24 protein-coding genes and 2 pseudogenes are annotated in these 26,283 nt (G+C 67.9%); 18 read left to right on the top strand and 8 right to left on the bottom strand.

Annotated elements, in window-relative coordinates:
- Nucleotides 1-449: 449 nt before the first annotated feature.
- Nucleotides 450-1,826, top strand: coding sequence for a hypothetical protein (locus NQU55_RS20400; protein ID WP_168094729.1), 1,377 nt, complete (start codon nt 450-452; stop codon nt 1,824-1,826).
- Between the two features lie 426 nt (nt 1,827-2,252).
- On the opposite strand, the gene ltrA is transcribed toward NQU55_RS20400, so the two are convergent.
- Entirely contained in the window at nt 2,253-4,022 is a 1,770-nt protein-coding gene (gene ltrA, locus NQU55_RS20395; RefSeq protein WP_168094730.1) for a group II intron reverse transcriptase/maturase, read from the bottom strand.
- A gap of 781 nt (nt 4,023-4,803) precedes the next feature.
- Between ltrA and NQU55_RS20390 the strand changes: the two genes are divergently transcribed.
- Both NQU55_RS20390 and NQU55_RS20385 read left to right on the top strand, forming a co-directional pair.
- Nucleotides 4,804-5,322: a hypothetical protein gene (locus NQU55_RS20390; RefSeq protein ID WP_168094731.1), complete on the top strand. Its 519-nt coding sequence runs from the start codon at nt 4,804-4,806 to the stop codon at nt 5,320-5,322.
- 43 nt (nt 5,323-5,365) lie between these two features.
- A complete protein-coding gene (locus NQU55_RS20385; protein ID WP_168094732.1) occupies nt 5,366-6,148 on the top strand; it encodes a transposase in 783 nt (260 codons plus the stop codon).
- Between the two features lie 22 nt (nt 6,149-6,170).
- On the opposite strand, the gene NQU55_RS20380 is transcribed toward NQU55_RS20385, so the two are convergent.
- Both NQU55_RS20380 and NQU55_RS37330 read right to left on the bottom strand, forming a co-directional pair.
- Nucleotides 6,171-6,725, bottom strand: coding sequence for a GNAT family N-acetyltransferase (locus tag NQU55_RS20380; protein WP_168094733.1), 555 nt, complete (start codon nt 6,723-6,725; stop codon nt 6,171-6,173).
- Nucleotides 6,722-6,982 (bottom strand): annotated as a pseudogene (locus tag NQU55_RS37330) (hypothetical protein); the annotation flags it as partial. The gene NQU55_RS20380 and the pseudogene NQU55_RS37330, both read right to left, overlap by 4 nt.
- Nucleotides 6,983-7,068: 86 nt before the next feature.
- Here NQU55_RS37330 and NQU55_RS20370 point away from each other — a divergent pair.
- Nucleotides 7,069-7,338, top strand: a complete 270-nt coding sequence (locus tag NQU55_RS20370) for a hypothetical protein (RefSeq protein WP_168094735.1) — start codon at nt 7,069-7,071, stop codon at nt 7,336-7,338.
- Between the two features lie 17 nt (nt 7,339-7,355).
- Here NQU55_RS20370 and NQU55_RS20365 read toward each other — a convergent pair whose 3' ends face one another.
- Nucleotides 7,356-7,931, bottom strand: a complete 576-nt coding sequence (locus tag NQU55_RS20365; protein ID WP_168094736.1) for a hypothetical protein — start codon at nt 7,929-7,931, stop codon at nt 7,356-7,358.
- 213 nt (nt 7,932-8,144) lie between these two features.
- Here NQU55_RS20365 and NQU55_RS20360 point away from each other — a divergent pair, with 213 nt between their 5' ends.
- From NQU55_RS20360 to NQU55_RS20325, 8 genes are all read left to right on the top strand, one after another.
- A complete protein-coding gene (locus NQU55_RS20360; RefSeq protein ID WP_240976721.1) occupies nt 8,145-8,597 on the top strand; it encodes a DUF6415 family natural product biosynthesis protein in 453 nt (150 codons plus the stop codon).
- 219 nt (nt 8,598-8,816) lie between these two features.
- Entirely contained in the window at nt 8,817-9,443 is a 627-nt protein-coding gene (locus tag NQU55_RS20355) for a hypothetical protein (RefSeq protein ID WP_168096576.1), read from the top strand.
- Entirely contained in the window at nt 9,440-9,634 is a 195-nt protein-coding gene (locus NQU55_RS20350) for a hypothetical protein (protein WP_168096575.1), read from the top strand. The genes NQU55_RS20355 and NQU55_RS20350 overlap by 4 nt, the downstream gene beginning before the upstream one ends.
- A gap of 474 nt (nt 9,635-10,108) precedes the next feature.
- Entirely contained in the window at nt 10,109-10,663 is a 555-nt protein-coding gene (locus NQU55_RS20345) for an NUDIX domain-containing protein (RefSeq protein ID WP_168096574.1), read from the top strand.
- 170 nt (nt 10,664-10,833) lie between these two features.
- The gene (locus NQU55_RS20340; protein ID WP_168096573.1) at nt 10,834-11,808 is read left to right on the top strand and encodes a D-alanine--D-alanine ligase family protein; all 975 of its coding nucleotides are present in this window, start codon (nt 10,834-10,836) and stop codon (nt 11,806-11,808) included.
- Nucleotides 11,809-11,824: 16 nt separating this feature from the next.
- A complete protein-coding gene (locus tag NQU55_RS20335; protein WP_256790931.1) occupies nt 11,825-12,451 on the top strand; it encodes a C39 family peptidase in 627 nt (208 codons plus the stop codon).
- A gap of 23 nt (nt 12,452-12,474) precedes the next feature.
- Nucleotides 12,475-13,680, top strand: a complete 1,206-nt coding sequence (locus NQU55_RS20330) for a UDP-N-acetylmuramoyl-tripeptide--D-alanyl-D-alanine ligase (RefSeq protein WP_256790932.1) — start codon at nt 12,475-12,477, stop codon at nt 13,678-13,680.
- Between the two features lie 68 nt (nt 13,681-13,748).
- Nucleotides 13,749-13,925, top strand: a complete 177-nt coding sequence (locus NQU55_RS20325) for a hypothetical protein (RefSeq protein ID WP_168096786.1) — start codon at nt 13,749-13,751, stop codon at nt 13,923-13,925.
- Nucleotides 13,926-14,260: 335 nt separating this feature from the next.
- Here the strand turns inward: NQU55_RS20325 and NQU55_RS20320 are convergent.
- A pseudogene (locus NQU55_RS20320) lies at nt 14,261-14,539 on the bottom strand (helix-turn-helix transcriptional regulator); the annotation flags it as partial.
- A gap of 79 nt (nt 14,540-14,618) precedes the next feature.
- Between NQU55_RS20320 and NQU55_RS20315 the strand changes: the two are divergent.
- The gene (locus NQU55_RS20315; protein WP_256790930.1) at nt 14,619-16,520 is read left to right on the top strand and encodes a zeta toxin family protein; all 1,902 of its coding nucleotides are present in this window, start codon (nt 14,619-14,621) and stop codon (nt 16,518-16,520) included.
- Here NQU55_RS20315 and NQU55_RS20310 read toward each other — a convergent pair.
- A complete protein-coding gene (locus NQU55_RS20310) occupies nt 16,484-16,753 on the bottom strand; it encodes a hypothetical protein (protein ID WP_168096762.1) in 270 nt (89 codons plus the stop codon). The two genes, NQU55_RS20315 and NQU55_RS20310, sit on opposite strands and share 37 nt — an antisense overlap.
- Before the next feature lie 294 nt (nt 16,754-17,047).
- Nucleotides 17,048-17,650 (bottom strand): hypothetical protein, encoded by a 603-nt coding sequence (locus tag NQU55_RS20305; protein ID WP_168096761.1) that lies wholly within the window; start codon nt 17,648-17,650, stop codon nt 17,048-17,050.
- A 335-nt stretch (nt 17,651-17,985) separates the two neighbouring features.
- Between NQU55_RS20305 and NQU55_RS20300 the strand changes: the two genes are divergently transcribed.
- The 5 genes from NQU55_RS20300 to NQU55_RS20280 all read left to right on the top strand — a co-directional run bounded on the left by NQU55_RS20300 (nt 17,986) and on the right by NQU55_RS20280 (nt 25,238).
- Entirely contained in the window at nt 17,986-18,300 is a 315-nt protein-coding gene (locus NQU55_RS20300; protein WP_168096760.1) for a hypothetical protein, read from the top strand.
- Between the two features lie 401 nt (nt 18,301-18,701).
- On the top strand, nt 18,702-21,365 hold the full coding sequence (locus NQU55_RS20295) for an ATP/GTP-binding protein (RefSeq protein ID WP_168095923.1): 2,664 nt from the start codon (nt 18,702-18,704) through the stop codon (nt 21,363-21,365).
- A 42-nt stretch (nt 21,366-21,407) separates the two neighbouring features.
- Nucleotides 21,408-22,469, top strand: coding sequence for an IS630 family transposase (locus NQU55_RS20290; RefSeq protein ID WP_443744703.1), 1,062 nt, complete (start codon nt 21,408-21,410; stop codon nt 22,467-22,469).
- Nucleotides 22,470-22,553: 84 nt separating this feature from the next.
- Nucleotides 22,554-24,335, top strand: a complete 1,782-nt coding sequence (locus NQU55_RS20285) for a hypothetical protein (protein ID WP_256790929.1) — start codon at nt 22,554-22,556, stop codon at nt 24,333-24,335.
- Between the two features lie 450 nt (nt 24,336-24,785).
- Complete coding sequence (locus NQU55_RS20280; protein ID WP_168093248.1) at nt 24,786-25,238, top strand: hypothetical protein; 453 nt, start codon at nt 24,786-24,788, stop codon at nt 25,236-25,238.
- Nucleotides 25,239-25,609: 371 nt separating this feature from the next.
- Here the strand turns inward: NQU55_RS20280 and NQU55_RS20275 are convergent, their stop codons facing one another.
- Nucleotides 25,610-26,122: a hypothetical protein gene (locus NQU55_RS20275; RefSeq protein WP_168093247.1), complete on the bottom strand. Its 513-nt coding sequence runs from the start codon at nt 26,120-26,122 to the stop codon at nt 25,610-25,612.
- Nucleotides 26,123-26,283: the final 161 nt, after the last annotated feature.

Below are 26,283 nucleotides of genomic sequence, written 5' to 3'. Positions count from 1 at the left end.
AAAGTCAAAGGTTTCAGCCATCCTGGCTTAATCGTACTCCCGTGCGAATAGCGTGCCGGCCTCACCCGATCCGCCGCTTCCGCCCGCTTGTGTGACGGTCGGCGATAGGTGGCGAGTGGCCGCCGACAGATGGCGAGTGACCCTGCGTGCACGATCATCCGGCAGCTGTTCTGAGCGTCTGCGGCCATCGGCACCTCACCGGGGCGTCGCAGTGGTCCACCTTGGGCATGGGCGTAGCCCTGTCCGTGCCGTAAGCCTTGTGGTAGGCGGCGTCGAGTTTCCAACGGAGTTGGGGCTGACCTGCGGCGATGTTCGCTCTCTCAGCATCAACGCCTGCGCGCGTGAGGTAGGTGCCTGCTGGGCAGCGATACAGCGATGAAGACGTGCTTGTGCCGTCAGCTGTCCTGTTGGTGGCCAGACGGCAGGCGGCGGAGAGAGGGGAAACAGCTATGACGACGACACCCCGGATCGACGTCCTCGGCCTCTACGGCGACCCCATGGGGGTCACCGACGACGGCTTCCGCCCCTTCTATGCCGCCGTGGCGCTGACCGAGCCGGTCGACTACCTGCTCACCGAGGAGTCCGCTGCTGCGCTCGACCACGCCGACAGGGGTGGTCGATGGCGCCGGCGCGCCCGCGCAGCAGGAGGCGGGGCCTTCACGACCGACGATCCCCTGGTCGGTGTCCTCGGCGCCCTGGCCGCTCGTGCCGCAGCCCGCCCCGGTGACCTCATGTTGCGGTGGGTGGAGCCGTATCTGCGGCAGGTCAGCGCCCATGACTACCGCATCGACAGGCCCGACCGGCCATGTGTCCTCAACGGAGGAAGAGGGAGCGCCCAGATATGGCGGGCAGCGCGGGAGACCATCTCCGGCGCCTGCGAAGCAGCGTTCCGGTGGTCATTTCACTGTCACTCCGCCGACGTTCCGGTCGATGTCGTCATTGCCATCGCGCACCTCTGGTCGGTTGTCGCTCTGGCCGATGAGCACCACGCCGGTCCGGAGTGCGCGGCGGAGACCAAGAAACTGGCCGAGGTCACCCTCGACCACATGTCCCCCCACCTCGACCGGCCCGGGGCAACCGAGCAGATCTGGCTGCCGACCTGGGGCATGCTGGTATCCAATATGGCGACCCGCCTGACCTACCGGTACCACGACCCGTCCACTGTCCCGATGCTGGCAGACCGGCTGGCGATGCGCGCCGTCGACGTCGGCTCCAGCGCCCAGATCGCCCACAACGCCTTCTACGCCGGCCTGTCCGACCACCCACTGCTCGACGAATGGAAGATCGCCACAGCACTTTCCCACGACATGTGGCAGATATCCCACGATGAAGCAAAAGCCGGTGACGACTTCAACGCCTGCTCCATGCTCCTCAAGCACGGCACGACAGTCAGCGAACTGGCCGACTACATCACTTACCTCAGCTGCTCCACCGAGATGCCGTCAACGATCCGCCATTGCTTCGACGGCTGGAGCGTCCTGACCCTCACCTCGGTGCGCCACGTCACCCACCTGCCGGAGACACCACCGCGACGCGACCGGCTCTGGGACCCCGACGCGGTGGCGCGGGTACGGAAGTCGATCGGCATCAGCAGTGCGCCCATTGCCGACACCGACCCCAGCCTGTCGGGCGCCGACCTCGACCAGGCTGGCATCGAGCACCTCCTCGACCCGGACAATTGCCGCAGTTACACCGCCTGCATCAGCAACACAGCCGAGGCGGTCCGGATATGGCGGGAGTACGTATACCGCTTCGATGTCATCTCTGGCCTGCTGTCGCGGTCGAAATACGCGTCCACCGCCCCATCCGGCCTCGCGAACCTGTAGGGGCCCAACAGGTGACGGGTTGCAGCTCACGACTCACGTTGAGCTGCTGGTCGGCTGCTCACTATCGGCACCCCTGGGTACGCAGGCGGGAACCGGCCTCCGTTCGTGGGCTGGATGGTCCCGTGGCCCGGGGCTCGCCAGCGCGCTCGACAAGCCCTGCCTCCGAACCTCCCGGCCGAAATGCTCACCCTGCGCGGTCAAAGCAGCCACCGATTCGTCAACTATCGCCGACCAAACTCGCCAACTACGACCGACCACCATCCCAATCACCTGCACGTTTCTCCGCATGGCTCGCCAACCATCGGCGGCCGTCATACCCGCTGTGGTCGGGTAGCCGGAGACCATTGCTGATCCCCGGCCCCCTCAGAACCGGACGTGCGAGCTTTCCCCGCATCCGGCTCAAGCAAGCCCCATGGGCTTCGCAGGTCAGCAGGGCTGTGTGGCCCGTTTGCTGTCGCCCGCATGGTGCTGGCGGTGGCATTCGGAGTGCACGAGGCGAAGGTTGCTCCGCTCGTCCCCGCCACCGTCTTGCCGGTAGGTGAAGTGATGCTTGTGGAGCATCTTCTTCGAGGCCGCGAACCAGTTGATCCACTCGCGTGGACTGTCCGGCTCGTACTCGGCTCCGACGATCAGCGCCTGCTTGCAGAGAGGACAGAGCCCCTGCTGCCGGACCGCCAGGAGAAGACTCGTCTTGTCCATCGGCGGCGGCGCTTTCCTTCGGCGGCGGTCCCGCCAGTACTCGGCCAGAGCGGGGTCGTCCGGGGACGCTCCACCCTTGACGACCTGGTGGCGGACGATGCCCGTCCAGGCGAACTTGATGAGGAAGGCGCCGCTGTCGCGGTCGCCGAACACCCACCGGTCTCGCCGGGACGGGTGGAACCTGCCGAAGTACCGGGCCACGACCCAGTGCCTCGACTTGTTGCGGTGACGACGCCTGGCCCATTTGAAGGTCAGCCGCCACATATAGCTGTCCAGGGACGAGAACGTCGTCGTGGATGCCCACGCCCGGTAGTAGGCCGCCCAACCGCGAACGATCGGGATCAGCCTGCGCAACACAGCCTCGGCATTCGCCCCATGCAGGGCTCGAACCTCGGTCCGCAATCGCGCCCGGAACCTCGCGCAAGCCGCTGTGCTCGGCTTGGTGATCAACTTTCCGCCCGTGCGGCGGACGGTGAAACCGAGGAAGTCGAACCCCTCATCGAGGTGGACGACCTGAGTCTTCTCCTCATTGAAGCGAAGACCCTTCGGCGCCAGCCAGTCCTCCAGCCGGGCCCTGACCTGGTGCACCTGTTCCTCGTCGTGACAGAGCACGACGAAGTCGTCGGCATACCTCACCAGCACCGGAGTGCCCGGGGCGGCGCCAGGCTCGCGCCCGGCCCGCACCGTGTATTGGCACCCCGCGGCCTGTTCCAGTCCGTGCAGAACAACGTTCAGCAGCAGCGGGCTGATCACACCGCCTTGAGGAGTGCCCTCCTCGGTCGGTGCGAACCGGCCGCGGTCGATCACGCCCGCCTTCAGCCAGCCACGGATTAGGTCCCGGGCGGGGAACTGGCCGAGCATGGTCATGAGGTGGTCGTGGTCGATGCGGTCGAATGCCGCCGACAGGTCCGCGTCCAGGACCCACAGACGCTTCGGGTTCTTGCCCTTCACCGTCCAGAAGATCGCGGACATCGCGTCCTGGCAGCTGCGGCCGGGCCGGAAGCCGTAGGACCTCGGCTCGAACCGCGCTTCCCACTCGGGTTCCAGCGCGTTTTTCACGCGGGCCTGGAGTACCCGGTCACGGATGACCGGGATGCCGAGTGGTCGCTGTTTCCCGTTGTTCTTCGGGATGAACACTCGCTTGACCGGCCTGGCTTTCCAGGGCTTCGACGACCGATGGATCTCGGCCGCCAAGGTGCCTCGCGCCTTGGGCGTGAGGGCCCGTTCCCCGTCGATGCCAGCGGTCATGCGACCACTGCTCTGTTGCGTCACCCGCTTCACGCTGATCAGCGTGTTGCTGCGGCTTCGCAGCATGAGCTTCTGCAAGTTGCGGACCTTCTTGAGGTCCCCGTCCTGCGTCGCCTTGAAGATCCTCTGCCTCAGCCGCCGTACGTTCTCCTCGCAGGTGGCCCAGTCGATGCCGTGCCAGTCGAGTAAGTCGCCCTCGGGTCCGTTCACCGCAGGTGAGGACGTCACGGCAGGTGCCGTGATCTCCATATTCACCTCCGGTGTCTAACTTGTCCCTCGGTTCCGGCTTCCTTGCAGTGGTGACTTCAAAGGCTCACCTGATCCACGTGGGCGCCCTTTCAGGCCGGGCCACCAGGACCCGTATCCGGCGAGTTATGCGAGGGACGGATGAAGGTCCCGTCTCTCGGTTTCCTCTGGCCTTTCGGTCTGCCGGCCTTCGCTTCTTGGATCTTCCTTCTCCCGCCGGGGACTTCAGCCTTCCTTGCGGTCGGCCTACCAAGCCGAGGCTTGGACCTCGTCGGGGTTTCCACGTTCCGCACCAGTAAGGCGCGGCTGGGGTGGGCGCCCCCTCTACCCCGGGACCAGCGGTGTCCTCCCTCCGGGCTCAGTTACCCGAAGGTCGCTTGGTGCCTCACAGCACCGGGTCCTGTGACCGCCGCCAGCACGCCATCGACGCGGCCTTAAGATCACGGGGCATCATCAAGGGTTCACTTGCGTTCGCCCGTCCAGCCTTCCCCTCACCTGTTGCACCCCGATGGCCGGGACGCTCTTGGGTTTGAACGCTCCGCTTCACACCCCGCCGTTACCAGCGACGCATGGGAGCGCGGGGACGGGCCCTGGACACTGGCCCGAAGTTCAGCCGATCGATACCTCCTTCACGTGGCTGTCCTTACTTACCTGGAGCGACTTCGTGTCGCACACTGAGCGCTTTAGTTGGCCCCTGAGCGTTCTTGTTGCCCCGAGCGAGCGCACTATGTGGCCTGGCAGTCGTCGATGCCTCGATGTCATAGCCCGCTTCTATGCTCCTGCAATGACGTCATACGGAGGCACACACCCCACCGTCCTCGTCCGGGTAGGCAGCCGCCACGCTCAGATCGACGAGCGGCTCGCGCCCACGATCCGGGCGATCTGGGAGTGCGGGTTCGACACATTCACCTGTTGCCAGGACCTTGCAGAAAGCAATGCGGACTGGCCAGACAAGCTCCCGCATATGGCGGAGTGGGTCGAGTCTCGACGTGGCTGGATGCTCATCGACTTCCCAGTCGACAGCGGGCTCGCCTTCCTTTCGGCCGTTGCGAATGCCGGCCCGCGGGACGCGTTCTACGTGCGGATGACCCACTGGGCAGCCCCCGACGCATGGGACGTGAAGATCAAGCCGATGGACGCAGCGATGTTCAAGGACGATCTCCCGTCGCGGTTTGACCTCCGGCTGCTCCAGGTGAGTTTCCCTGCCTCCGACCTGCCGGAACTGACCCAGCGCCTCCACGATCACGTCGCTGGCCGCTCGGTGCCGCCCGCCCCCGCCGACTGGAGCACGGTCGGCCGCTAAGCCTGTCTCCTAACTCCAGATCGGGTACGGCGTTGAGCTGGTCGTGCAGGTCGATACCGCTCAACGCCATGAGCTCATAGAGGTGTTCACCGGGCTTCGCCCGCGCCAGTTCCAGCGTCTGGTGCGGGCTGTCCACCGCAACGGGGGCCGGGCCCTGGACCCGGACCGGCCAGGCCGCCCGTGGGCGCTGACGCTGGAGGACCGGGTCCTGCTCGTGGCGATGTACTGCCGCACGAACCTCACCATGCGCCAGCTCGCCCCGCTCTTCGGGGTCTCCCCGGCCGCTGTCGGCCGCATCATCAGCCGGCACGGGCCACTGCTAGCCGCCCTGGCCCCGGGCAAGCGCAAGCCCGGACGGCACCACATCCTCATCGTGGACGGCACACTGGTGCCCACAAGAGACCGGAGGGTGTCCGCCTCGTCGAAGAATTACCGCTACTCGGCGAACCTCCAGGTCCTGATCAAAGCGGACACCCGGGTGGTACTGGCCGTCGGCCGGCCGCTGCCCGGCAACCGCAACGACTGCACCGCCTTCGCCGAGTCCGGCATCAAGGACGCATGCGGCACCGCAACCGTCCTCGCAGACGGCGGCTACCAGGGCACCGGCACCCTCATGCCCCACCGCCGCCAGGCCGGACAGGACCGGCTGCCCGACTGGAAGGAACAGCACAACACCTCCCACCGGCGGGTACGCGCCCGCGTCGAGCACGCCTTCGCCCGCATGAAGAACTGGAAGATCCTTCGTGACTGCCGCCTCAAGGGCGACGGCGTCTTCTGGGCTACCAGCGGCGTCACCCACATGCACAACCTCGCCCTCAGCCACTGAACGCGGCGTCACGAGACAAGCTTTAGGTGCTTGCTGGATGGCTGGGACGAATCATGACGGTCAGGACGGGGGCGGTGTCTTGTGGCTGGGCGTGCCCGACGGGCACATAGCCCCATCGCTCGTATACAGCCTGGACCTTTCCGCCCCCGGCCAGTGGGTTGACCATGAGGGTTGCCCGCCCTGTCCAGTTGGCTAGCAGGTGGTCGTGGACCTTCCGGGCGGTGCCTGTGCCGCGCCAAGCGGTCCGGACGGCGATTTCGTCGAGCCGGAAGGTGCGCTTGCCGTCCTCGCGGGTGAGGTCTGCCGAGAGTGGCGGATAGACCCTGGGCCACCACGAATCTGCCTCGCCGAGCGGGCAGCCGTAGGCGTAGCCGACCGGTTCGTTCTCACACCACGCGAGCGCGGCCAGGCATCCGGGGCGCATCGCGTGACGCTCCAGTTGCTTTCGCATGCGGGGCGGTTGGTAGTGCTCAAGATGCTGGAGTTCGGCGCGGGCATCGACGTAGACCGCGAGGATCGCGTCGATGGTCTCCGCGGTGAGCGGTGTCCGGGTGAAGTGGTCGGGGGTCTTGGTCATAGGGCGGCTTCCATAGTTCTGGTGAGGCGGTTGAGGGCGGTGTGGACGCGTGCACTGCCGGGAAGGTCAGCGGCAAGCTCGGAGGCTTGGCGGATGGTGTCGGCGGCGGCGTCCCGCTCTCCCTGGGCAAGTTGCGCCTCGGCCAGGTGGACGCGGTAGAGGGCGCGGTCGCGGGTGTATCCGGCGCGGGCGGCGGAGAGCGCGGCGTGGGCGTGGGCCTCGGCGTGCTGGGGCTTGCCCAGAACACGCAGCGCTTTGCCGTGGAGGGAGTAGAGGTCGGCTGTGCCGTAGAAGCCTAGCCAGCGGGGGGCCGGGGAAGGGCTTGGCTGGCAGTGAGGGTTTCGTGGGCGCGGTCGAAGGCGCCTTCGGCGCGCCGGCGGTCAGTGAGCAGGGCGGCGGCTGTGCCGAGCCGGGCATGGGCCAGGGACCGGCACAGCGGGTCCTGGCGGGCTGCATGGAGGGAGCTGACTTTTTCGGCGGCGGCCATGGCGTCGGCGCGGCGCCCGGTGGTCAGCGCGTAGTGCACCTGGCTGTTCCAGGCGTGGAGGAGTGCGTAGGGGTCTCGGGAAAGTGCGGCGAGCCGTGTTGCAGCGTCGATGTGCTGGGCGGCTGAGGTGGTGCGGTGGCCGTCTAGGGCGTACCAGCGCTGGCGGCCTCCGCATCGGCGGCAACGGCGTAGAGCATGTGCCCGATGCGGTCGCTGCAACCGCCGGCGTTGACGGCAGCGGTTGCCCTGTGGGAGATCGCCTCGGCGGCGCGTTCGAGTGTCATGCCGCCTTTGGCCTGGTCGGTCCGGGTGAGCTGGTGCAGCGTCTCGCGCAGGTGCTGCACGTCTGTGGTGCCCGTGCGCCAGCGTCCCGCTGCGGCGGCGGGTGTGGTGACCAGCGCGGTGGCGGCGGTGGTGGCGCAGTTGAGGAATGCGCGGCGGTGCACGGAGCCCTCCTCCGAACGTGCGGACGGGTGTACGAACCCTAGGTGTTCGACGCTCAGGCCGCTGACCTGGGTGAGGGCCAGGCGTTGGAGGGTCCGGGGCCATGTGGTCTCCCCGGAGCGCCATTTGCGGATGGTCCCCTCGGTCAGTCTTCCCTGTCGGCCGCTGATGGCACCGATCTGTGCATTGAGTGCCTTGGCCAGGGCCGCGGCACTCAGGCCCCGGCCCTTCATCCATGCGACCAGCTGTGCGTTGCGCCTGCGCTGGGAGTTCACAGTCCCCCACGGTAGGGCGCAGGGGCACCCGGAGTCAGGTAAAGGGCGGGTCAATTCGATAGGGGTCGTACGGGCAGAAACCCTTGCTTCGGTAGGGGCGTTGGGGGTCTTTCGGGGGTTGCCTACTGCATGCACCCTCCCCTCGAGCAGCGGGCCGCCGGTGGAGAAAGCCCGACGGCCTGCTGCACCCTTCAGATCCGGAGAGCTGGGCAGATGACCACCACCCCCGCCCCTGTGGCTACGACAGCGGGTCACTACGTCGCCCGCGTGAACGGGCCCGACGGCCAGGTGCCGATCGACGTCGAGCGGATCCGGCAGACGATCCGCGAAGCGCTCCGCCCGACGGTCGAGGGCATCCGCGTGGACCCCGAGAAGGCCAGCAACACCATGACGGACCTGGCCGGGCAGATCGCGCTGCTGCTGCCAGCCGCCGAGGCCAGGTACCGCGTCCTGCGGCCAGACGGTTCGCCCTACGACGGCATGCTGGGCGCGGACTTCGACGCGCTGCAGCGCCGACTGGGCTACGAACGGCCCTCGCCGCACCAGTACCCGCTGAACGCGTCGGTATGGATGGCCGACCTAGCCCGCAGCTGCCAGACGCTCCTCGGCCTCGTCCTCGACGCACAGCAGGCGGTCGGGGACCGGCACACGGCGGCGGCCCGGTGAACGCCCGACATGCCCGCGACGACGCCATCGACACCTCCCACCCGGCCCGCGCCTTTCTCGCCCTGGTCGCTGTCGTGGTGGGTGTCCCAGCCGGAGTTCTCCACGAGCGGGCCGCTGGGGTGCTCGATCGCTCCCCGGCCTCGGTGCAGCTCACTGCGGCGGAGGTCGGCCCCTGCGATGCGCAACCGCAGACCAGCACAGACCCGAACGGAGGTTGTGATGCCTGACAGCACGACACCCGCCCTCACCTCCCTGACGTGGGCACGCCTGACGCGGTTCAGCGGGAAGGACAGGGTGTTTGCCAGGGATCTTTTCGCCCGGGAGGCGTGGGCGACGCTGGCAGGGGAGTTCGGGGACGATAGGCCGTACGGTTTCGCGGAGGCGACGGCTCTGATGTGGGTGCGCCCGGACGCGTTCGCTGCCGAAGCTGCGCGGAACAACCTCGCGGGCACGCAGGCGGCCGGCTTCCGGGCGCTGGCGGTACGGCCTGTGCGGATGGACCGGTGCGGCGTGCGGGCCCGGTGGGCGTACATGTACCGGTGGGCAACGGTCGAGCGGCTGTGGTTGTTCGATGCGCTCGTCGCCATGGAGCCGGGGCTGCTGGTGCCGTGGGCTGACGACACCGGGGGGCCGGCGCCGACGCGGCTGATGACGCTGAAAGGCAGCAACGCCCCGCACCGGCGGACCACGGGGGTGAGCCTGCGGGAGGTCGCGGGTAGTCCGAATGCAGCAGCTCAAGCTGCCGTCCGCCCCGGTGTCGTGATGGCCGACCTAATGCTCATTACGGCCTGCGCGCTCGTCGGCTGCGTAGCGATCCACCTGCTGACCAGGAGGGTCGGCCGGTGAGCCAGATCTACGAGGTGGCGGAAGCAGCGGTGAAGAGCATCGCGCTCGCTGTCTATCTGTCGCCGTACGGGGTGCTCGGCGAAATCATCCACCACCAGCTCGCCGACGTCGACCGGCCCGGGATGGTCGTCGCCCAGCCCGGCCGGGCCTCGCTTGAGGCCCCCGACCAGCCTCCACCGCTCCGATCCTGAACGGACCGACGATGACCCGTACGAACCCGCTCTGCACACGGCCGTACGGCGACGTCCCCTTGCCCGCCTCGCGAAGGCCCGTTCCGCGGCCGGCGGTGAGGAAGGTGATCGTCCGCCGGGACCACCTCGACCGGCTGGTCTACGGCAGACGGCTGGCTGTCTACCGCCTGGCCTGCGCGCGCGCCGGGGTGACCCCGGCCGCCTAGACCGGCCGTCCCGGCCAGGGCCCCGTGCGGGGGAGGTATCTACGGCGACTCCTCCGCAGTCCGTGTGGTCCGCCGGGATGGCCTGGCCGGATCCCTCTTCGCCGACTCTCCCCCGAGGAGCGAAGAGGGATGGGGTGCTGCGCCGATGCGGCAGTCCCTGGCAGACGAAGGCGAGAGCGTCTGCTGCTGGCCACCGGGCCCGCGTGCCCCGAATGTCCCTCGGGCACGCGGGCCCACCACAAGCCCCGATAGAGAGGAAGTAGCGCACGTGTCGCAGAAGCAGGCCCCAGACGGGCCGAAGACGATAGACCTCAAGAATCCTCCGGCGTGCCGCATCGGCTGCCTGACCTGGGTCCCTCAGGCCAATGACGCCGGAGCCAAGAAGGTGCTGGTTGTCCAGGCCAACTACGCGCCGCGGATCGGCTGGTATCAGCTTCCCGGCGGCCATGCGTGGGACCGGGAGCAGGACTGGCTGGCGATGGGGCGGCACGTCCGGCGCGAGACCGGGCTGGTCGTCACGCCCACGCGGCTGCTCGGCAAGGACTGGGTGCCCTACAACGCGGAGACCGGAGCCGCGATGGGACAGAACCACATCTACCTCTGCGAGCCGGTCAGCGCCGACGCACAGATCGTGCTGCCGGCGGCCGAGCCGGGTGAGGCGCCCGAGCTCACCAAGCACCTGTGGATCGGGTATGACGAGCCGGACGACCTGATGCAGACCCATCAGCGGTTGCGCTTCAAGGCGCTGTGGGAGGCGTGGGAGGGCGGCACCACCGCCGTCATGGAACACGGCAAGCCCATCTTCCCCGTGCAGCGCAGCTGAAGATGTCTGCCCTGCCGCCGACCGGATTCAGTCCCCGGCGCCAGGGCGGAGCCGATGAAGCGTCCCGGCACCGGGCCCGGCCCGTACAGCCTTCCACCGCGTACACGGGCACCGGGCCCGGGCCGGGATGCAGCAACTGGAGAGTCACTCCAATCACTGGGAGCGTACAGATGAACGGAACCCCTGCTCCATCGGATCCGGCTGATCTGCGGATCGGCGTACTGTTCGGCGGCACGTCCCCTGAGCGGGCCGGGTCGATCGCATCGGGAGAGGCCGCGTTCAAATCCCTGGTCACTCAGGGCCTGCACGCGGAACTGATCGATCTGAGCGGCATGAACTGGGAGACCCTGCCCGAGCGCATCAACGTCGCGCTGCTCGCCTCCCACGGCCTGGGCGGCGAGGACGGCAAGATCCAGGGCGCGCTCGACCTGCTCGGCATCCCCTACACCGGGTCCGGGCCGCTGGCCTCGGCGGTCGGCATGCACAAGCCGGCGACCAAGACGATGCTCCGGGCCGAGCTCATCGACACCCCGCGTGATGTACGCATCCGCCGTTCCTGGTCCGCGGCGACAGCCGTCTCGACGGTCAAGCTCAGCCTTGGGTTTCCGGTCTTCGTGAAACCCGAGTCCGGCGGCGGCAGCCTGGAGGCTGGGATCGCGTACGACGAGAACGAGCTCGAATCCGTCCTGGAGCAGGTCCGTGAGCATCCGTATGAGCAGTACATGGTCGAGGAGTACATCCCCGGCACCCCGTGCTCCGTCGGCATCCTGGAGATCAACGGGGACCTGAGGGCGCTCCCGGTCCACGATGTTGAGACCGACCGCCCGTTCTACGACTACGCGGCCAAACACGACCTGAGCCTGCGCCGCGAGCACTGCCCCTCGATTCTGCCCGTGACCCAGACGAAGAACATGCAGCAGCTCGCGCTGCGCGTGCACCGAGCCGTCGGCGCGCACGGGGTGTCCCGGGTTGACTTCCTGTGCGCGCCGTCGGGCCGGATGCCGGTGCTGGAGATCAACACCGTGCCCGGGCTCTCGCCGAACGGGAACCTCGCGACGATGGCCCGGGCGGGCGGCATCGAATACGACGAGTTGGTTCGCCACCTGATCGCCACGGCGTTCACCAAGCCCGGGTACGTGCCGTAGACCACACTGGGGAGGCATGACCGCCTCCATGATCAAGCGCTCCGTCCCCTACTACTCGCAGTGGGAGTCGCCCGGCCTGGTGCCGGAGTTCATCACCGGGGCCAGGCCGGCGAGCACGGATCCGCTGTGGCAGAAGTCCGGCGCCAGCAGCCCGCAGGAGTACGCCTTCTGGGCACCTCGGATGTGCGGGGTGGCCTGCACACGCATGGCGCTGGACTACTGGGGCCTGCCGGTGCCGCCGTCCGTACCCCTGGTCGGTGAGCTGCAGGATGCGGGCGCCTACGTCCGCGACGGCGACCAGGTCAAGGGGCTGATCTACCAGCCCTTTGCCGAGTTCGTGCAGGCCCGCTGGGGCCTGTACGCCTGTGCGAAGCGTGAGCTGCCCGCCGGGGAGATCCGCACGGAGATCACCCGCGGGCGCCTGGCGATGGTGTCGGTCCACAAGACCGTCCGCACACCGGACCATGCCCCGCCCAGCCGGGGCGGGCACCTTGTGCTCGTTGTCGGCGCCGACGACGACGGCGTGCTGCTGCACAACCCCTCCGGTCTGCCCGGCCGGAGCCAGGAATTCGCACCGCTGTCCTGGACGGCCCTGGACCGCTTCTACGCGGGACGCGGCGTCGTCCTGGGAGATTCGACCTGAATGGAGACACCTGCGTGATCCCGATGAACCTCGCTGAGATCGCCTCGGCGACCGGCGGCATCCTGGCCGATGGCACGGCCTCCAAGTCCCTGGTCACCGGTAACCTTTCCTTCGACAGCCGGATGGTGGACAAGGGCGGCGTGTTCTGCTGCCTGCCCGGCAAACACGGTGATGGGCACGACTATGCCCGGCAGGCGGTCAAGGAGGGCGCAGTCGCGGTTCTCGCCGCCCGCCCGGTCGGTGTCCCCGCCGTGATCGTTCCCGACGTCCTGGCCGGGATGGCGGACGTCGCCCGCGCCGTGGCCAGCGCCTACACAGGGACGGTCATCGGGATCACCGGCTCAGCCGGCAAGACGTCCACGAAGGACCTCCTGCGCCAGATCCTGGAGCAGGACGGGCCGACGGTGGCCACACTCCGCAGCTTCAACAACGAGATCGGCTTCCCCGTAACGGTCACCTCCGTGCAGTCCGACAGCCGGTATCTCGTGCTGGAGATGGGCGCACGCGGCAAGGGCCACATCGAACAGCTGTGCTCGATCGCGCCGCCACGGATCGCGACCGTGCTCAACGTCGGCTCCGCCCACATCGGCGAGTTCGGCGACCGCAAGGCCATCGCCCGAGCCAAAGCCGAACTGGTCCAGGCCCTGCCGCCTGCTCAGGGCATCGCCGTCCTCAACGGCGACGACCCCCTGGTCCTCGCCATGGGCAAGACCACCGACGCACGCATCGTCACCTTCGGCACCAGCCACGGCTGCGACGTACGGGCCTACGCCGTACAGAGCGAGAACGGCTGTCCGAGGTTCTCCTTGCGCTACGGGCACAAAACCACCCGCCTCCAGCTGTCGGTGCCCGGCCGCCACAACCTCTGGAACGCCCTGGCAGCCGCAGCCACAGCACTCGCCGCCGGTGTCCCCTTCGACCGGGTCGTGGCCGCGCTGGGCCGGGCAAAGATCACCTCTGGCGGACGGATGGACGTCCAGCACAGCCGCGACGGGCTGACCATCATCAACGACGCGTTCAACGCCTCGCCTGAGAGCGTAGCGGGGCGAGGCCGGGCGGAGGTCGGCGCGGTGCTGGGCATGAGCGAGGGTGTAGCAGCCAGGGGAGGTACCAGTCGGGCGCGCCTGACGGCCTCCCGCCCCCGCGTCACCTTCCTGGTTCTCCCCCTACGAGAGGCAGATACCTGGAGGGTGCACATCTACGGCCCTATCCCTTCCAACCCTCCCTGATGACCGTCAGCTCACCTACCAAGAAAGTGGCCTGAACAGCACGCGCCCTCATCACCGGGTGGACCGACTTGATCGGCGGCATCAACGTCGAGAAGGCTCTTAAGGACAGGGCGGACCGCCAGACAATATTCGACAGCGAACGCGCTGCCTTCTCCGGTCACCTGCAAGCCCGGGCGCAGCGCTGTCTGGGCTCATCGGCCCGGGCGGGTCCGGCCGAGGACAAGCGGGTCCCGAGCGGCGTGTGACGCACTGTCAGTCATCCCCGCCCGGTGCTCTGCCCTGCCGAGTAGGCGCGGGCGAGCAGCGCGCTAAATGTGAGAGCAGCGTCCGGGGCCGCGTGCGACAGGTGTTGGATCGCGTCCTGTTCCTCCTTGCTCAAGCCTGGCGAGAGTCCGGTGGCTGTGAGGGTGCGTAGCAGGGCGTGGCGGACAATGTCCGGGGTGAGGGTGGCCCGGTTGGCCTCGTGCTCTTCCGTCTGGTGGCGCTGTTCAGCAGCGAGCTGGTCCTGGGGTTCGCGTGAGTGGACAGCCTGCTCGGATGGCAGGTGCTCGCTGGTCAAGTGGTTGCTGTCGCAGGGCTCGGCAGGGGTGGGGTAGCGGGTGGCGAGGCCTGCGAGGAGCCGCGCGTAGGCGGCGCGCTTCGGTGGCCGTGGTTCGCTTCTGCCGGTTTCCCAGTTCCCCACGGCCTCGCGGCGCGTGCCCAGCGCCTTCGCGATCTGTTCCTGACTCAGCCCGGCGGCCTCACGCAGGCGCTTGCGGTCTGCAGGGTCGGGCAGCGGGTCCTGGCTGACCTGTTCGAGCAGTGCGTCGACGGCGCTGAACAGCGTCTGTCCCTTATTGGGCACAGAGGTCACCTCCATGCGCCACCCTACCTGGAACGCTCATTACCCCAGCCCTGATCGCACTCATTCCGCTCATGAAACGCACATTGATCGCACGTTGCTGCTATCGTCCGACCAGTCGAAGATCGAAATCCAGCTTGGTGATCCGCTGTGCCGTCACGAGGAGACGCAGGTGAGCGAGAAGGACGTCGTACCGGTCACTCTGTCCGACGACGAGAACCTCGATGTCCTGAGTCGGCTCATCCTGCCGGCGTGGGCCAGGAACGCTGTACCCCAAGAGCGACCGGTCGTCCTGATCGTGGGTGGTCAGCCCGGGGCTGGCAAGACGAGGGTCGCCGATCTGGTCCAGGCAGCGCTGGATGCCCGAGGCGGCGCTGTACGGATCGGCCGGGACCTCTACAAGAACGCGCACTCGCGCTACACCGCCCTGCTGGCCGACGATGTCCGCACTGCCGGCGTGAAGGTCAGGCCGGACACGAGCCGCTGGCAGGCCGCGGTCGAGGACCACGTCCGCGCACACGGCTTCGATGCAGTGGTCGAGTCAGCCCTCGCCGACGCGGAGGAGTTCCGGCAGTCCTCGGCCGCCTACCGGCAGGCCAGGTATCGGCTTGAGGTGGTCGCGGTGGCCACGCCGGAGGCCCTGAGCCAGCTCGGGATCCTGGATCGCTTCCTGTCCGAAGCGGTGAGCGGCGGCCGGTGGGTGTCCTGGGAGAACCACGACGATTGTGCGCAGCGGATGCTGGCGACGCTGGCGGTCATCGAGGCCGAGCAGCTGGCCGAGCGCATCACCGTCGTCCGGCGCGACGGCACCGTGCTCTACGACAACGAACTCGTCGCGGGCGCATGGCGCCGTCGCCCGGCAGCGGACCGAGCGGTGATCCATGAGCGCTTAAGACCGTGGAGCGCCCGGGAGACAGCTGTCTTCCGCCGTGAGCTCGCACACGCCGATCAGCGGCTCCACCGTGAGCTGCATTGCGAGGATCGGCGCCTGGCCGTCCAGCGGGACGCCGAGCGCGCAGCCGCCCTCGCTGAACCGGTACGGCGCATAGCCCAGCCGCGGCGGCAGGCGCCGGGCGTGGACTATCACCGGCTCTCGGCCACGGAACACCGGTGGATTTTCGACGAGCTGATCGCGCCGTCGTACCTGGGCGGCATCGTCCCCCAAGATGTCCCGCGCGCGGTGTACGTGCTGGCCCAGCCCGGGGCGGGCAAGACAGCGGTTGCGGGGATGGTCAAACGCGCGATGCGGCCTGGGACGACGCGTCTGGTGGGCGACGACTTCAAGGTCTCGCACCCCGACTACTTCCAACTCCTGCGCGACGACCCACGCAACGCCGGCGCGGCAATCCGTTACGACTACCGGGCCTGGTTCGCCGAGGCCGAGGCCTACGTACGGGCAGCTCGCGGCGACGTGCTCATCGAGGGCGCACCGGGCAGCGTGAAGGAATTCCTGGCCAGTGCACTGCCATTCGTGGCCGCAGGCTACCCGCCGGTCGAGCTGGTGGTCCCGGCGGTGCGAGCGGCTGACAGCCTGCTGGGTACGGCATTGCGCTACGCCAGAGCCCTGCAGATCGGCAGCCACGGCCGCTTCACCTCACGCACCGGGCACGACCAGTGCCTCCGCGCTCTGGCCGAGATTGTGGAGCTGGCACCAAGTCATCATGCGGTAGCAGCGGTGACGGTGATCCGCCGCGACGGCACGGCCCTCGTCCGCCAGGAACAGGGCAGCGGCCAGCAGGCCGCCTGGGCACTGGCAGCGGAGCAGCAGCGGCCCTACACCGATCAGGAAGCCGCAGCTTTCCTCAAGCTCTACGAGGGGCTGCGCCGTGCGCTGCCGCAGCATCGCCGTGAGCTGGAAGGCATCGCTGCGCTGGCCCGGCCGCTGATGCCCGCGCGGGTGCAGCCTGACCGGATCAGCCAGCCGCACCCCCAGGCGTGGTCCTTGCCGCTGCCCTGGCGGGGCTACGACTCCTTCAGCTCCTTCAGCCGGGCCGCATAGACCGCAGCAATCTGGGCGGTCTGCTGAGGATCGGCGGCTTCCAGACGCGCCTGGTCATCAAGCGCGGCCTGACGTCCGGCCTTGAACTGCTCCACGCGCTCTTCGTCGGGCACCGGCGAGCGCCGCTCGCTGGCGATCTGGGCGTTGTACCAGCTCACCACATCCCGGACGATGTCGAACGCCTGCTGTTCCGCCCCGCCGTCCAGGCCGGAGAAGTCACGGGTGTCGGACACGACACGCCCCCTTTCTGTTGATCCTGTTCGGAAACGGCAATTGTCCCCTGGCTGGTTCCTGTGAGCAGGAAGCACTTACGGGCGGGGCCCCTTGAGCGCCTGGGGCGGCGGCGGAAGAAGTATCCCGCTCCCGCATCGTGCGGTCACCGTCCCGGGACTCGCACGGCGACGAGCCGCCGGGAACGGGTCACCAGCTACCGCAGGTGCTGGACACTTATCTGAATGAAATCGGTGACGACGCGATCCACACGACCGAGCCCGCCGAGAACCTGGTGACGAAGAGCTGTCCCGCAACTACTGATCGGGGCGAACGCCTCGGACATGTGCGATCACATCTGGTTGGCCGAGGCCAGCACGGTTGATCCGGCCTCGGCCTCGGATCACGCCGTCTGCGGCCAGTCTTTTCCGCAGTGCGTCGGGGGCCAGTGAGTCTTCGAAGCCCTCGCTGAGGCCTCGCCCCGTGTCTGCGTACTCGTAGCGGACCTCGTACATCCTTCCCTCGTGATGCCATTCGCAGCGAACCAGAGGTCGCGCGAGGACCGCTTCGAACCACTCTGCCGCTTTGTTCGCCAGCCCCGTAGGGGTGCCCGCGGCTCCGAAGATGAACTCACTCGAGGTCTGCTGGATAGTGAAGTCCTGGTTGTGGAGTTGACCCCCACGGACGACGGAGCCGTCGAAGTGGGCGCCCACCGTCAGAACTCCCTGAGTGCGTTGCGGGTCACCGATGTCCAGATAGACAATCAGCTGGCCGTCGACGGTGTGCGCCGAGGGCAGCACAACAGTGTCGAGCGGGTCCACCAGCCAGGATCCCGCACGTTCGGCCAGAACGTCCACGAACGCGCGTTGGGCGACGTCCAGGTAGCCCTCTTCGTACTCGAACCAGGGGATCTCATCCATGACCGCACTCTACGGTCGACACAAGGCTGCCCCGGAACTGCCAGCCGCAGATGGGATGATCTTGGTGTGGCTGGCGTGATCACGGCGTCGGAGCCCTCCTGGATAGCATCGCTCACCAAGCAGACCCCGCAAAGGCGACGGAGTCCACCACTCCATGCTCGGCATCGCGCGCATGCACAACCTCGCCCCCGCCGGATAGACGAGCAGCCCACGCACCGCTGACGACCATGACACGACGGCTCAAAGAGCATTTACGGGACAACCCTGAGGGTGCATCGCCTGGGCATCACCGCCAAATGACATCGCGGATTGCGGGTTCCTGTCACGATCGGAGGATGAGCAGAAGACCCATAGAACCCGTTGGAGAGAAGCCCAGCGACGGACCGGTGACGAAGGCTGTCTTCGCGCAGCACACCGTGGAAGTGTGGGCCGAACTGCATCCGGCAGGCACCGTGCAAGATCTTCTTGAGTACCTGCGTACCGACGCCGCGTCGGCCGCCGACGCCTACGTCGCGGCCGACGTCAAGAGATACCCAGCCTCCGAGTTCGAAGAGGCCCAGGCGTTCGCCCGCGAGTACCTTCGGCGGTTCAACTACCGGGACGGGGTGCGCAGACGGATACAGTTCGGCAGCTCGGCGGCAGCCACGTAGGCGCGCGATGCCCCTACCCGCGCAGCACCAGACATCGGCCTACGGTCTGGTCAGCACTCGCGAAGCATCATAGTCAGTTGGGATTTTGTGCGACATCATCCAGTCCGGTGTCGTCCAGCCAGTTCTGACAGGTCATGCATGCCTGCTGCCGAGACTCCAGTACGTGCCCCCTGGGGGCCCGTTCCTACCCCGGAACGCTTCGTACCCGCCCGGCACCCGCAGGCGCACTGGGTGGTGCTGCGTGACCTCGGCCAGCGTCCGGCCTTCGCCACCGGGAGCGAGCCCAGCTAGCCATGTGGCCGAGAACAGGCCGACCGCACGGCTCTGCCCCCAGGGCACTGCCCGGGGCAGTTGAGAGGACATAGGTTGACGCCCAGGTGATCATTTCTGGGGAGGATGGCGTGGGCCGGGACCTTCGCGCACTGTTCAGCTCGAACGACCGCTTCGATGCGAGCGAGGCATTCACGAACCGGCAACGGCAATGGGAGCTGGTCACAGCCGCACTCCAGGAGCACCTGCGGCACATCGCCAACCCGGCGTTCGATGCCGAAGACCTTGAGATCCCTCGCAACAATCTCCTCGTCTTCCACGGCGTCGGCGGCATCGGCAAGACCACACTCTCCCGCAAGCTCGAGATGGCCCTCACCTCCGCCGAGCACCGGCCTGCCCAGTGGGGCGCGCCCACCTGGGCAGGCGAGCGGATCCTGCCCGTGCGCATCGACCTCTCCCGCGCCGCCGGCACCGACGTCGAACGCATCGTGCTCACCATCCGGCTCGCCCTCGCCGGAGCCGTAGGACGCCCCCTGCCCGCCTTCGACCTCGCCCTGCGCCGGTACTGGGAGCACAACCACCCCGGCGAGCCGCTGGAGGAGTACGTCCGGCGCAGCGGGCTGCGGGGGAAGTTCGCGGAGCTGTTGCCGCGGCAGATGCAGGCCGCGGTCGGTGAGGTCGTCGGTGCCCTGGAGCTGCCCGGCATGGTGGGGTCGGCGGTCGGTCAGGTCACTGGTGCCCTGGTGCGGGCGTTGCGGGAGCGGCGGCAGACTGTGCGGGCGCTCGCCGGATGCGCCCGTCTCGCTGACCTTCTGGAAGCTGAGCCCGATCTTGACGCGCTCAGTTACTACCCGCACCTGCTCTCCTGGGAGCTCGCCCGGCTCCCTGTGAAGAAGCGGGTCGTGCCGGTGATCCTTTTCGATACGTTCGAGGACATCGGCGACCGCACTCGCCGCGATTTCGAGCGGCTGCTGCAGCGTGTGGTGTGGCTGATGCCGGGCGCCTTCTTCGTCATCAGCGGGCGCAGCCGGCTGCAGTGGGCCGATGAAGGCCTGCAGGGCCAGCTCGACTTCACCGGACCCGCAGCCTGGCCCGGTCTCGCCACCCGTGAAGCCCCGCCCGCACACACGGCACCAGCCACCGGCGGCAGCCGGCAGATCCTGGTCGGGGACTTCTCTCCCGAGGACTGCGACGACTACCTCGCCCGCCGCCTCTCCCGCGACGGCCAGCCCCTCATCGGCGAGGACATCCGGGCCGTCATCACCGCCCGTTCGCACGGCCTGCCCCTCCACCTGGACCTGGCCATCTCGCGCTTCCTGGAGATCCGGCGCACCGGCCGCACCCCCACCGCCCCAGACTTCGATCACGCCTTCCCGGCCCTGATCGCCCGCACTCTGTCGGACCTGACCGCCGAGGAACGGCACGTGCTGCGCTCCGTCGCACTGCTCGACGCCTTCGACCTGACCCTGGCCACCCGGACCGCCGGCCTGACCCACCAGGTGGGAGCCCAGCGCCTGACCGAGCGGCCCTTCGTCGACGAGAATCCCTACGCCGTGTGGCTCTTCCACCTCCACGGCGCCATCCGGACCACCATCCGCACCGCCGACGACAACACCGACGACCGCTGGACCGAAAGCGACTGGCACCAGGCAGCCGAGCGCGCCCTCGCCGCCCTCGGCGAACAGTGGACCCACGCCCTCGCCCCCAGCCGGACCCTGCTGGTCAGCTGCCTGCGCCAAGGCCTGCGCCTCGCCCGCGACCACCACCTCGGCCTCGGCTGGCTCACCGAGGCAGCCTGGGCCTACGTCGGCGATTCCGTCTGGGAACCCCTCGCCCCGCCCGCCCCGGACGAGCCCGCCACCGACCAAGGGCAGACGGCCGCCGACACCCTGGTTGAGCTGCTCAGTACTCTGGCCCGCCGTCAGCACGAACACCGCGAACGCACCACCGACCGCCTCGCTGCCGTCATCGACACCGGCCTGCTCCCCAACGACCTGAGCGAGATGGCCACCTACTACCTCGCCAAAGCATGCCGTGACCTAGGCCGCAGCGACGATTCCCGCCGCGGCATGCAACGCGTCGCCGACAGCGGCGGCCGCCTCGCTCCTGCCGCACGCCGCGGCCTGGCCCACCTCGCCCGCATGGCCGGCGACTTCCCCCTCGCACGGGAAACCGCCCGGACACTCGGCTGGGAAGGCCGGCACCACCGCGTCATGGGCGACATCTGGTGGCCCCACGGCAACATCAACCAAGCAGTCGCCGCATACACGGCAGCACGATCCGAAGCCGAACAACACGGCGTCGCCGGTGAACAGGCAACCACCCAGGCCCACCTGGCCCTCGTCACCGCCTTCGCCGACCCCACCCGGGCCGACGACGAACTCCTCCTCGCCCAGCAACTACTCAACGGCCTCGACCTACGCGCCACCACCCTCACCACCCAGATCGCCGCCCTCATCCGCGACGCCGGCACCGACGACATTGAGGACCGCGCCCACATCCTGCGCACCGAGATAGACGTCGCCGGCCTCACCGCAGCGCTCCAGGCAACCCTCGAGCTCGCCCTCGCCTTCCACCACGCCGTCCGAGGATCGCACCAGGCCCTGGCCTCCGTGACCAGCCGGCTCAGGGAACTGACCCGAGGCGGTGACTACGCCTACTACGCCGACATCGCCGCCTTCATAGGCGACCTCCCGGCCGAAACCAGCTCCCCGGTGCGGTGGGTCGACGGGGAAGCAGCCACCCGCGACCGCTGGCGCGCTTTGGTGATCGCCCGGCGCGCGGAAACCAGGTGATATTGATCTGAAACGGTTTGGGTTTTGGGTCGTTGGTGGGGTGTGAGCGATCTGGTGGGGGACGCGCGGCATTTGTCGCCGTCGGCGCAGGAGGCCCTGCGACTGCGGGCGGTGGCTGCGTTGGTGGCGGGGCGGGACCGTGAGGACGTGGCAGCGGTCTTCGGGGTGTCGCTGAAGGCGGTCGACAATTGGTGGGCGAAGTGGCAGGCCGGCGGCCGGGAGGCGCTGGCCATGCGGCCGCGGGGCAAGCCGGTCGGGGTGCACCAGGTGCTCGGGGAGGCCGAGCAGGCCGCGGTGCGGCAGGCCGCCCTCGACCACCGGCCCTGTGACGTGGGACTTTCCGGGCAGTTGTGGACGCGGCGGCTGATCGGTGACCTGATCGCGAAGCTGTACCGGGTACAGCTGACCGAACCGGGGGTGGGCAAGTACCTGAGGCGTTGGGGGCTGTCCTTCCAGCGTCCGGACAAGCGGGCCGTCGAGCAGCACCCGGAGGCCGTGCGCCGCTGGCACGAGGAGACCTGGCCGACGATCCGGGCGAAGGCGAAGAGGGACGGCGGCGAGATTCTGTTCGCCGACCAGGTCGGCATCCGCTCCGACCAGGTCACCGGCTGCACCTGGGGCGAGAAGGGCAGGACACCCGTCGTGCGGCGGAGCGGGAACCGGTTCTCGGTGAACGCGATGTCGGCGATCAGCACCAAGGGCCGGATGCACTTCATGGTCTTCACCGAGAGCTTCACCGCCGAGGTGATGTGCCGTTTCCTGGACCGGCTCGCCGGCCACTTCGACCACAAGGTCCACCTCGTCGTCGACGGGCACTCCGCCCACCGGTCCAAGAAGGTCCGCGACTGGCTCGCCGCCCACCCCGACGACGTCGAGCTGCATTTCCTGCCGCCCTACGCACCCGAGCTGAACCCCGACGAGTTGGTCAACGCGGACCTCAAGCACAGCCTGCCCAAGCAGCACCGGGCCCGCGACCAGGCCGAACTCGCCGCCGAGACACGCCGCTTCTTCCACAGACGCCAACGCCAGCCACACATCGTCCGCGGCTACTTCGGCGGCCCGCACGTCCGCTACGTCCTGGACGAGAACCCCATCAGTTTCTGATCAATATGTACGAATGTCATTCTTACCCCTCGGGGACTTGGCAGTGCTCGGGGACAGGTGATGTCAGCCGCCTAAAGTAGCGTCATGACCGATCTTTCCGGGCCTGAGCCAGCTGTCGATGACTCCTCCGCGCTGACACCTATCGTCAACGCGATCGATGGTGCGGATCCTGAGCTGGTGGCGATCGGCGAGCGGTACTGGGCTCTGGCCGGCTTCGCGGACGGCTGCCCGGTGTGGTGCGAGAAGGTCAAGGACATCGACACCGCGGGCTGGGGGCATCAAAAGCACGCAGTGGCCGCGGCCGGTGTGCGGGCCTTTCTTCCCGGCCAGCTTTGCCCGGAATGCGCCTATCCGCTCAGCCTGACATCCCGCACGGCTCTTCAGCAGGCCGTGGATGGCCAGACGATGGCGTGTGTGGAATGCACCGAGTCCTTGCTGATCGCTGCGCGGCTCGTTGCCGATCCGGCCCGTAAGGCCAAAAGGGATGCGGCCAAGGCTGAGGCGGAGGCGCACCAGGCGCGGCAGGGGGCTCGGGAGCGATGGCGGCAGGCTCAGCGGGAGGCCGTCGACAGCAGGTACGCTGCCTGTTTTCCCAGTGATGGCGATGCCCTGCCCGGAGCCTCCGTGCGGCAGATGGTCGCTGCCCTGGCACTGCTGCGGTACGCGCCCTCCCCCGCCCCCATCCCGGAGATCCAGGCCTGGCCAGATCCCTGGCACCCCAGCCTGGACAAGGCCGCCTCGCTGCTTGGAGAGCTCGTCAGAGCAGACTTGGTGAAGATCCACCCGTCCACTCCCGTCACCGCGTTCGTCTGGGAGCCGGCCACCTTCGACGAGGCCGTTCAAGAGACTGAGAACGGACCGGACACGGTCGACGCACCCCAGCTCACCGGAAGCTTCTACCCCACCCTGGCGCGGTTCTTCGCCCCCTACGGCACCAGCGCGGAAAAGGCGGTGGAACAGCTTGACGCCGGGCTTACCGACGCCCTCGACCCAGCTGGAATGACCGCAGCCCGCCAGGGCGATCTTCTTGCCGTCGCACACGAGCTCATCGCGGAGGAGGCCGTGCGGTACTTCTCCAACCGGCTCGAGGACCTTCACCTGCCCGCCGTCCCCGACAACCACTCGGCCCGTCTGGAAGAAGCGGCCTACAAGGTCGCCGAGCACCGCTGCCTGGGAGAGATCTACAACCTCGTGTGGCGGGCAACCCGGACCGCCGCCGAGGCCGCGCAGAAGAATCCGCGCGCCCCGCGCACCCACATGACCACCCACGCGGTCAACCAGTTCGAATCCCTCGCCCAGCGGGCGATCGCCGACCCCCAGATGGGAATCAAGGCCTTCGCTGAGGTCCACGGCCAGGGCCCGGCCGCCATGACCCGCACACTCTTCTACGCCATCCTCGACAGCAACCCCGTCGAGACCAGCCTGCCCCAGATACAAGGAGCCCTGCCCGCCCCCGCTGCTGCGGCCGGCACAGGCACAGGCCAGCACTCCCCCATGACCGACGACGATGACCTGCAGGACATCATCAACTGGCTCACCGCCTACCCCGACAGCTGGAACCCCGCGGACGTCCCGGCCGCGCTCGCCCGCTTTGAAGCACTGCCACACGACAACCATTCACCCCTGCAGTTCGAGGGCCGCCTCGTCGCCCGCGGAGCCACGCACCTGCGCCGCATGTACGACCGGCTTGCCCCGGCGATCGGTGACCGGGAAGCCGCACTGGCCATCCTCGCCGCTACTGCCCTGCTGGTGCACCCCCTGACCATTCCCCGAGCCCCGACCACCGGAGAATGGCTCCTCGGCAGCCTCACGACTCTGTTGCTGGGCTTGCCAGAGGCGGACGCCGAGGACAGCGAGGCACCCTGACTGGCCAGTTCATCGCGCAACCGCCACGGCAGGCGGTGACGCACCGTGCCAGCCCGCATGCCCGCCGCCCGCGACCAGGCCCTCCCCGTTGCGCCCGACGCGCGCCCCAAGGCCGCCAGCTCCGCTACGGACAAGGGCTTGGTGGTGGACTCCCCAATTGGGGAGTCCACCACCAAGCCCTTGTCTCGCCTGAGCAGGACGTTCCCGAAGGCGGGCCAGCCCCGGCTCACCGACGTGATCATGCGGTGCGGTAGCTGCGGGGTGGGCACGTGCCTGGCGCGAGGGGCGGCAGCCTTGGTGGCCGCGACCTGGCGGCTGCGCTGAGCACGTGCCGCTTCCATCGAGGAAGCGCTGCGAACAGCTCTTCGTTGCTTGTTCGGCGCGTGCTACTCAGCCGCCATCACGCCGAACCCTAGGCTTCCAGGAGTATCGCGCCGAGGAGAACCACGCATGCCCATCCCAGAACCAGTGAGACTCCGCACTGATGGCGCCGGGCCGTACACACTCGTCGTCGCCCATGACCCCATCACCGACCCCCGGCTGTCTGCGACCGACCTTGGCGTATATCTGCGCTGCCGCTGGCTGCTAGACATCTGTGCCCCGTACGGCCCTCTGGACTGGCTGATCTCTGAACTCAGAATGCCAAAGACCGAGACCCACGAATCTGTCCAGCGCCTCGTCGAACTCGGGTACCTCGAGACAGTTGGGACCGTCGAGGTCGAGTTCCGTTCTGCCCACGAGGCAGGCAACGGCGTGCGCGCCGCCATCGAGGCGACAATGGACGATCTCACGCCCACCGAGCGCGCCGCAGTCTCCCGATTCGCTGATCTCGTGGACCAACGCCAGGAGAAGGCGACCGTGGCATTCCGTGCGGAACAAATGCGCGAGCTGTCCGGCAGCTAGAACCTCTCATCCGTTTGTTGCGCCTCACGTGCTGATGTTGCCGCCAGCTCGTTAAGCGTGGCAACCATGAGCAATTTCGCGCCCGGCCGGGAGTGGGGAGTACCAACGTGGCCGTGAGCCGCACCAGGAAAAGAAGAAGAACCAGAAACAGGGCCAGAGGATTCGGACCTGGGAGGGCCTTACCATGTACGGCTGCGAGCGGCTACGCGCTTGGGGTCTCCCACCCGACGCCAAGCCCCGTGTGAGCGGGCCGGGTAAGCGGCTTTTCGTCAAGCTGCCGCCGCGCTGACGGCAAAGGCTTGAGCCCCCGAAAGTCTAAGGTTCCGTCCTTCCGGGAATGAGTGAAGAGCAACTGATTAGGTGGACCGCAACTATGTGATGCGTCTTTCAGTAAACTGGCGCAGGAGCCTTTCCCGTTTCTCGGAGTAGACGCGGAACTCGAGCCACTTGTTGAAGCTGCGGCGGGGCGAACATACATAGAGCCGTGCGGTGCGAAGGTCTCGCGCCCATTCCTTGCCGTCTGAGTCCAGGAAAACTACTGCCACCGGCTCGGGGAAAAAGTTGTCGCCCCAGTTTCGGGCAATCGATGCCTCTTCGCCAGGGCGCAATGTCTCTGCAACTGTCCGGTGGCGGAATGGTCCCCGCTTACCCTTGTATTCCTTCAACTCGGCCATGACTCGGACATGGCGAATGGCCCGGTCGGATCCGTTCACTACCTCGGTCTTGTCGCTGTTCCAGCAGAGCACCTTCATGGCATCCGCTCGCTCATCCTTCTTGCGGTCGCGACGGATGATGTGGAGTGCCATCAGCACTGATCCACCACTGAGTACGGCACTGATCCATGTGGGGATGGTGCCCCATTCGATGCCTTGTGCGAGCAGCACGGCAGAGCCTCCTCCAGTGAGCACAGTAGCGATCTCAAACGCCGCCGGACGCATGCTAGTTCGGCGGGACGCCAGGCGCGGCCCATCTGTTGCATACAGCACGGCCAACTTGTTCATCGACACTGCGTCTGCTGCGGTAGCAGTGCTAGTTCGGAGCAGTC

Origin of the sequence: Streptomyces telluris, from assembly GCF_024519335.1 — a bacterium.
In the GTDB taxonomy this organism is placed as follows: domain Bacteria; phylum Actinomycetota; class Actinomycetes; order Streptomycetales; family Streptomycetaceae; genus Streptomyces; species Streptomyces telluris.
Note: the sequence above shows the minus strand (reverse complement) of the source record. Positions and strands in the feature narration are given on the sequence as shown.

Excerpts from the sequence above, each read along its gene's own strand:
- NQU55_RS20335 (WP_256790931.1), top strand. The coding sequence starts at position 11,825 with ATGACCGCCTCCATGATCAAGCGCTCCGTCCCCTACTACTCGCAGTGG.
- NQU55_RS20390 (WP_168094731.1), top strand. The coding sequence starts at position 4,804 with ATGACGTCATACGGAGGCACACACCCCACCGTCCTCGTCCGGGTAGGC.
- ltrA (WP_168094730.1), bottom strand. The coding sequence starts at position 4,022 with ATGGAGATCACGGCACCTGCCGTGACGTCCTCACCTGCGGTGAACGGA.
- NQU55_RS20355 (WP_168096576.1), top strand. The coding sequence starts at position 8,817 with ATGCCTGACAGCACGACACCCGCCCTCACCTCCCTGACGTGGGCACGC.
- NQU55_RS20380 (WP_168094733.1), bottom strand. The coding sequence starts at position 6,725 with ATGACCAAGACCCCCGACCACTTCACCCGGACACCGCTCACCGCGGAG.
- NQU55_RS20360 (WP_240976721.1), top strand. The coding sequence starts at position 8,145 with ATGACCACCACCCCCGCCCCTGTGGCTACGACAGCGGGTCACTACGTC.
- NQU55_RS20280 (WP_168093248.1), top strand. The coding sequence starts at position 24,786 with ATGCCCATCCCAGAACCAGTGAGACTCCGCACTGATGGCGCCGGGCCG.
- NQU55_RS20330 (WP_256790932.1), top strand. The coding sequence starts at position 12,475 with ATGAACCTCGCTGAGATCGCCTCGGCGACCGGCGGCATCCTGGCCGAT.
- NQU55_RS20305 (WP_168096761.1), bottom strand. The coding sequence starts at position 17,650 with ATGGATGAGATCCCCTGGTTCGAGTACGAAGAGGGCTACCTGGACGTC.
- NQU55_RS20300 (WP_168096760.1), top strand. The coding sequence starts at position 17,986 with ATGAGCAGAAGACCCATAGAACCCGTTGGAGAGAAGCCCAGCGACGGA.
- NQU55_RS20340 (WP_168096573.1), top strand. The coding sequence starts at position 10,834 with ATGAACGGAACCCCTGCTCCATCGGATCCGGCTGATCTGCGGATCGGC.
- NQU55_RS20285 (WP_256790929.1), top strand. The coding sequence starts at position 22,554 with ATGACCGATCTTTCCGGGCCTGAGCCAGCTGTCGATGACTCCTCCGCG.
- NQU55_RS20400 (WP_168094729.1), top strand. The coding sequence starts at position 450 with ATGACGACGACACCCCGGATCGACGTCCTCGGCCTCTACGGCGACCCC.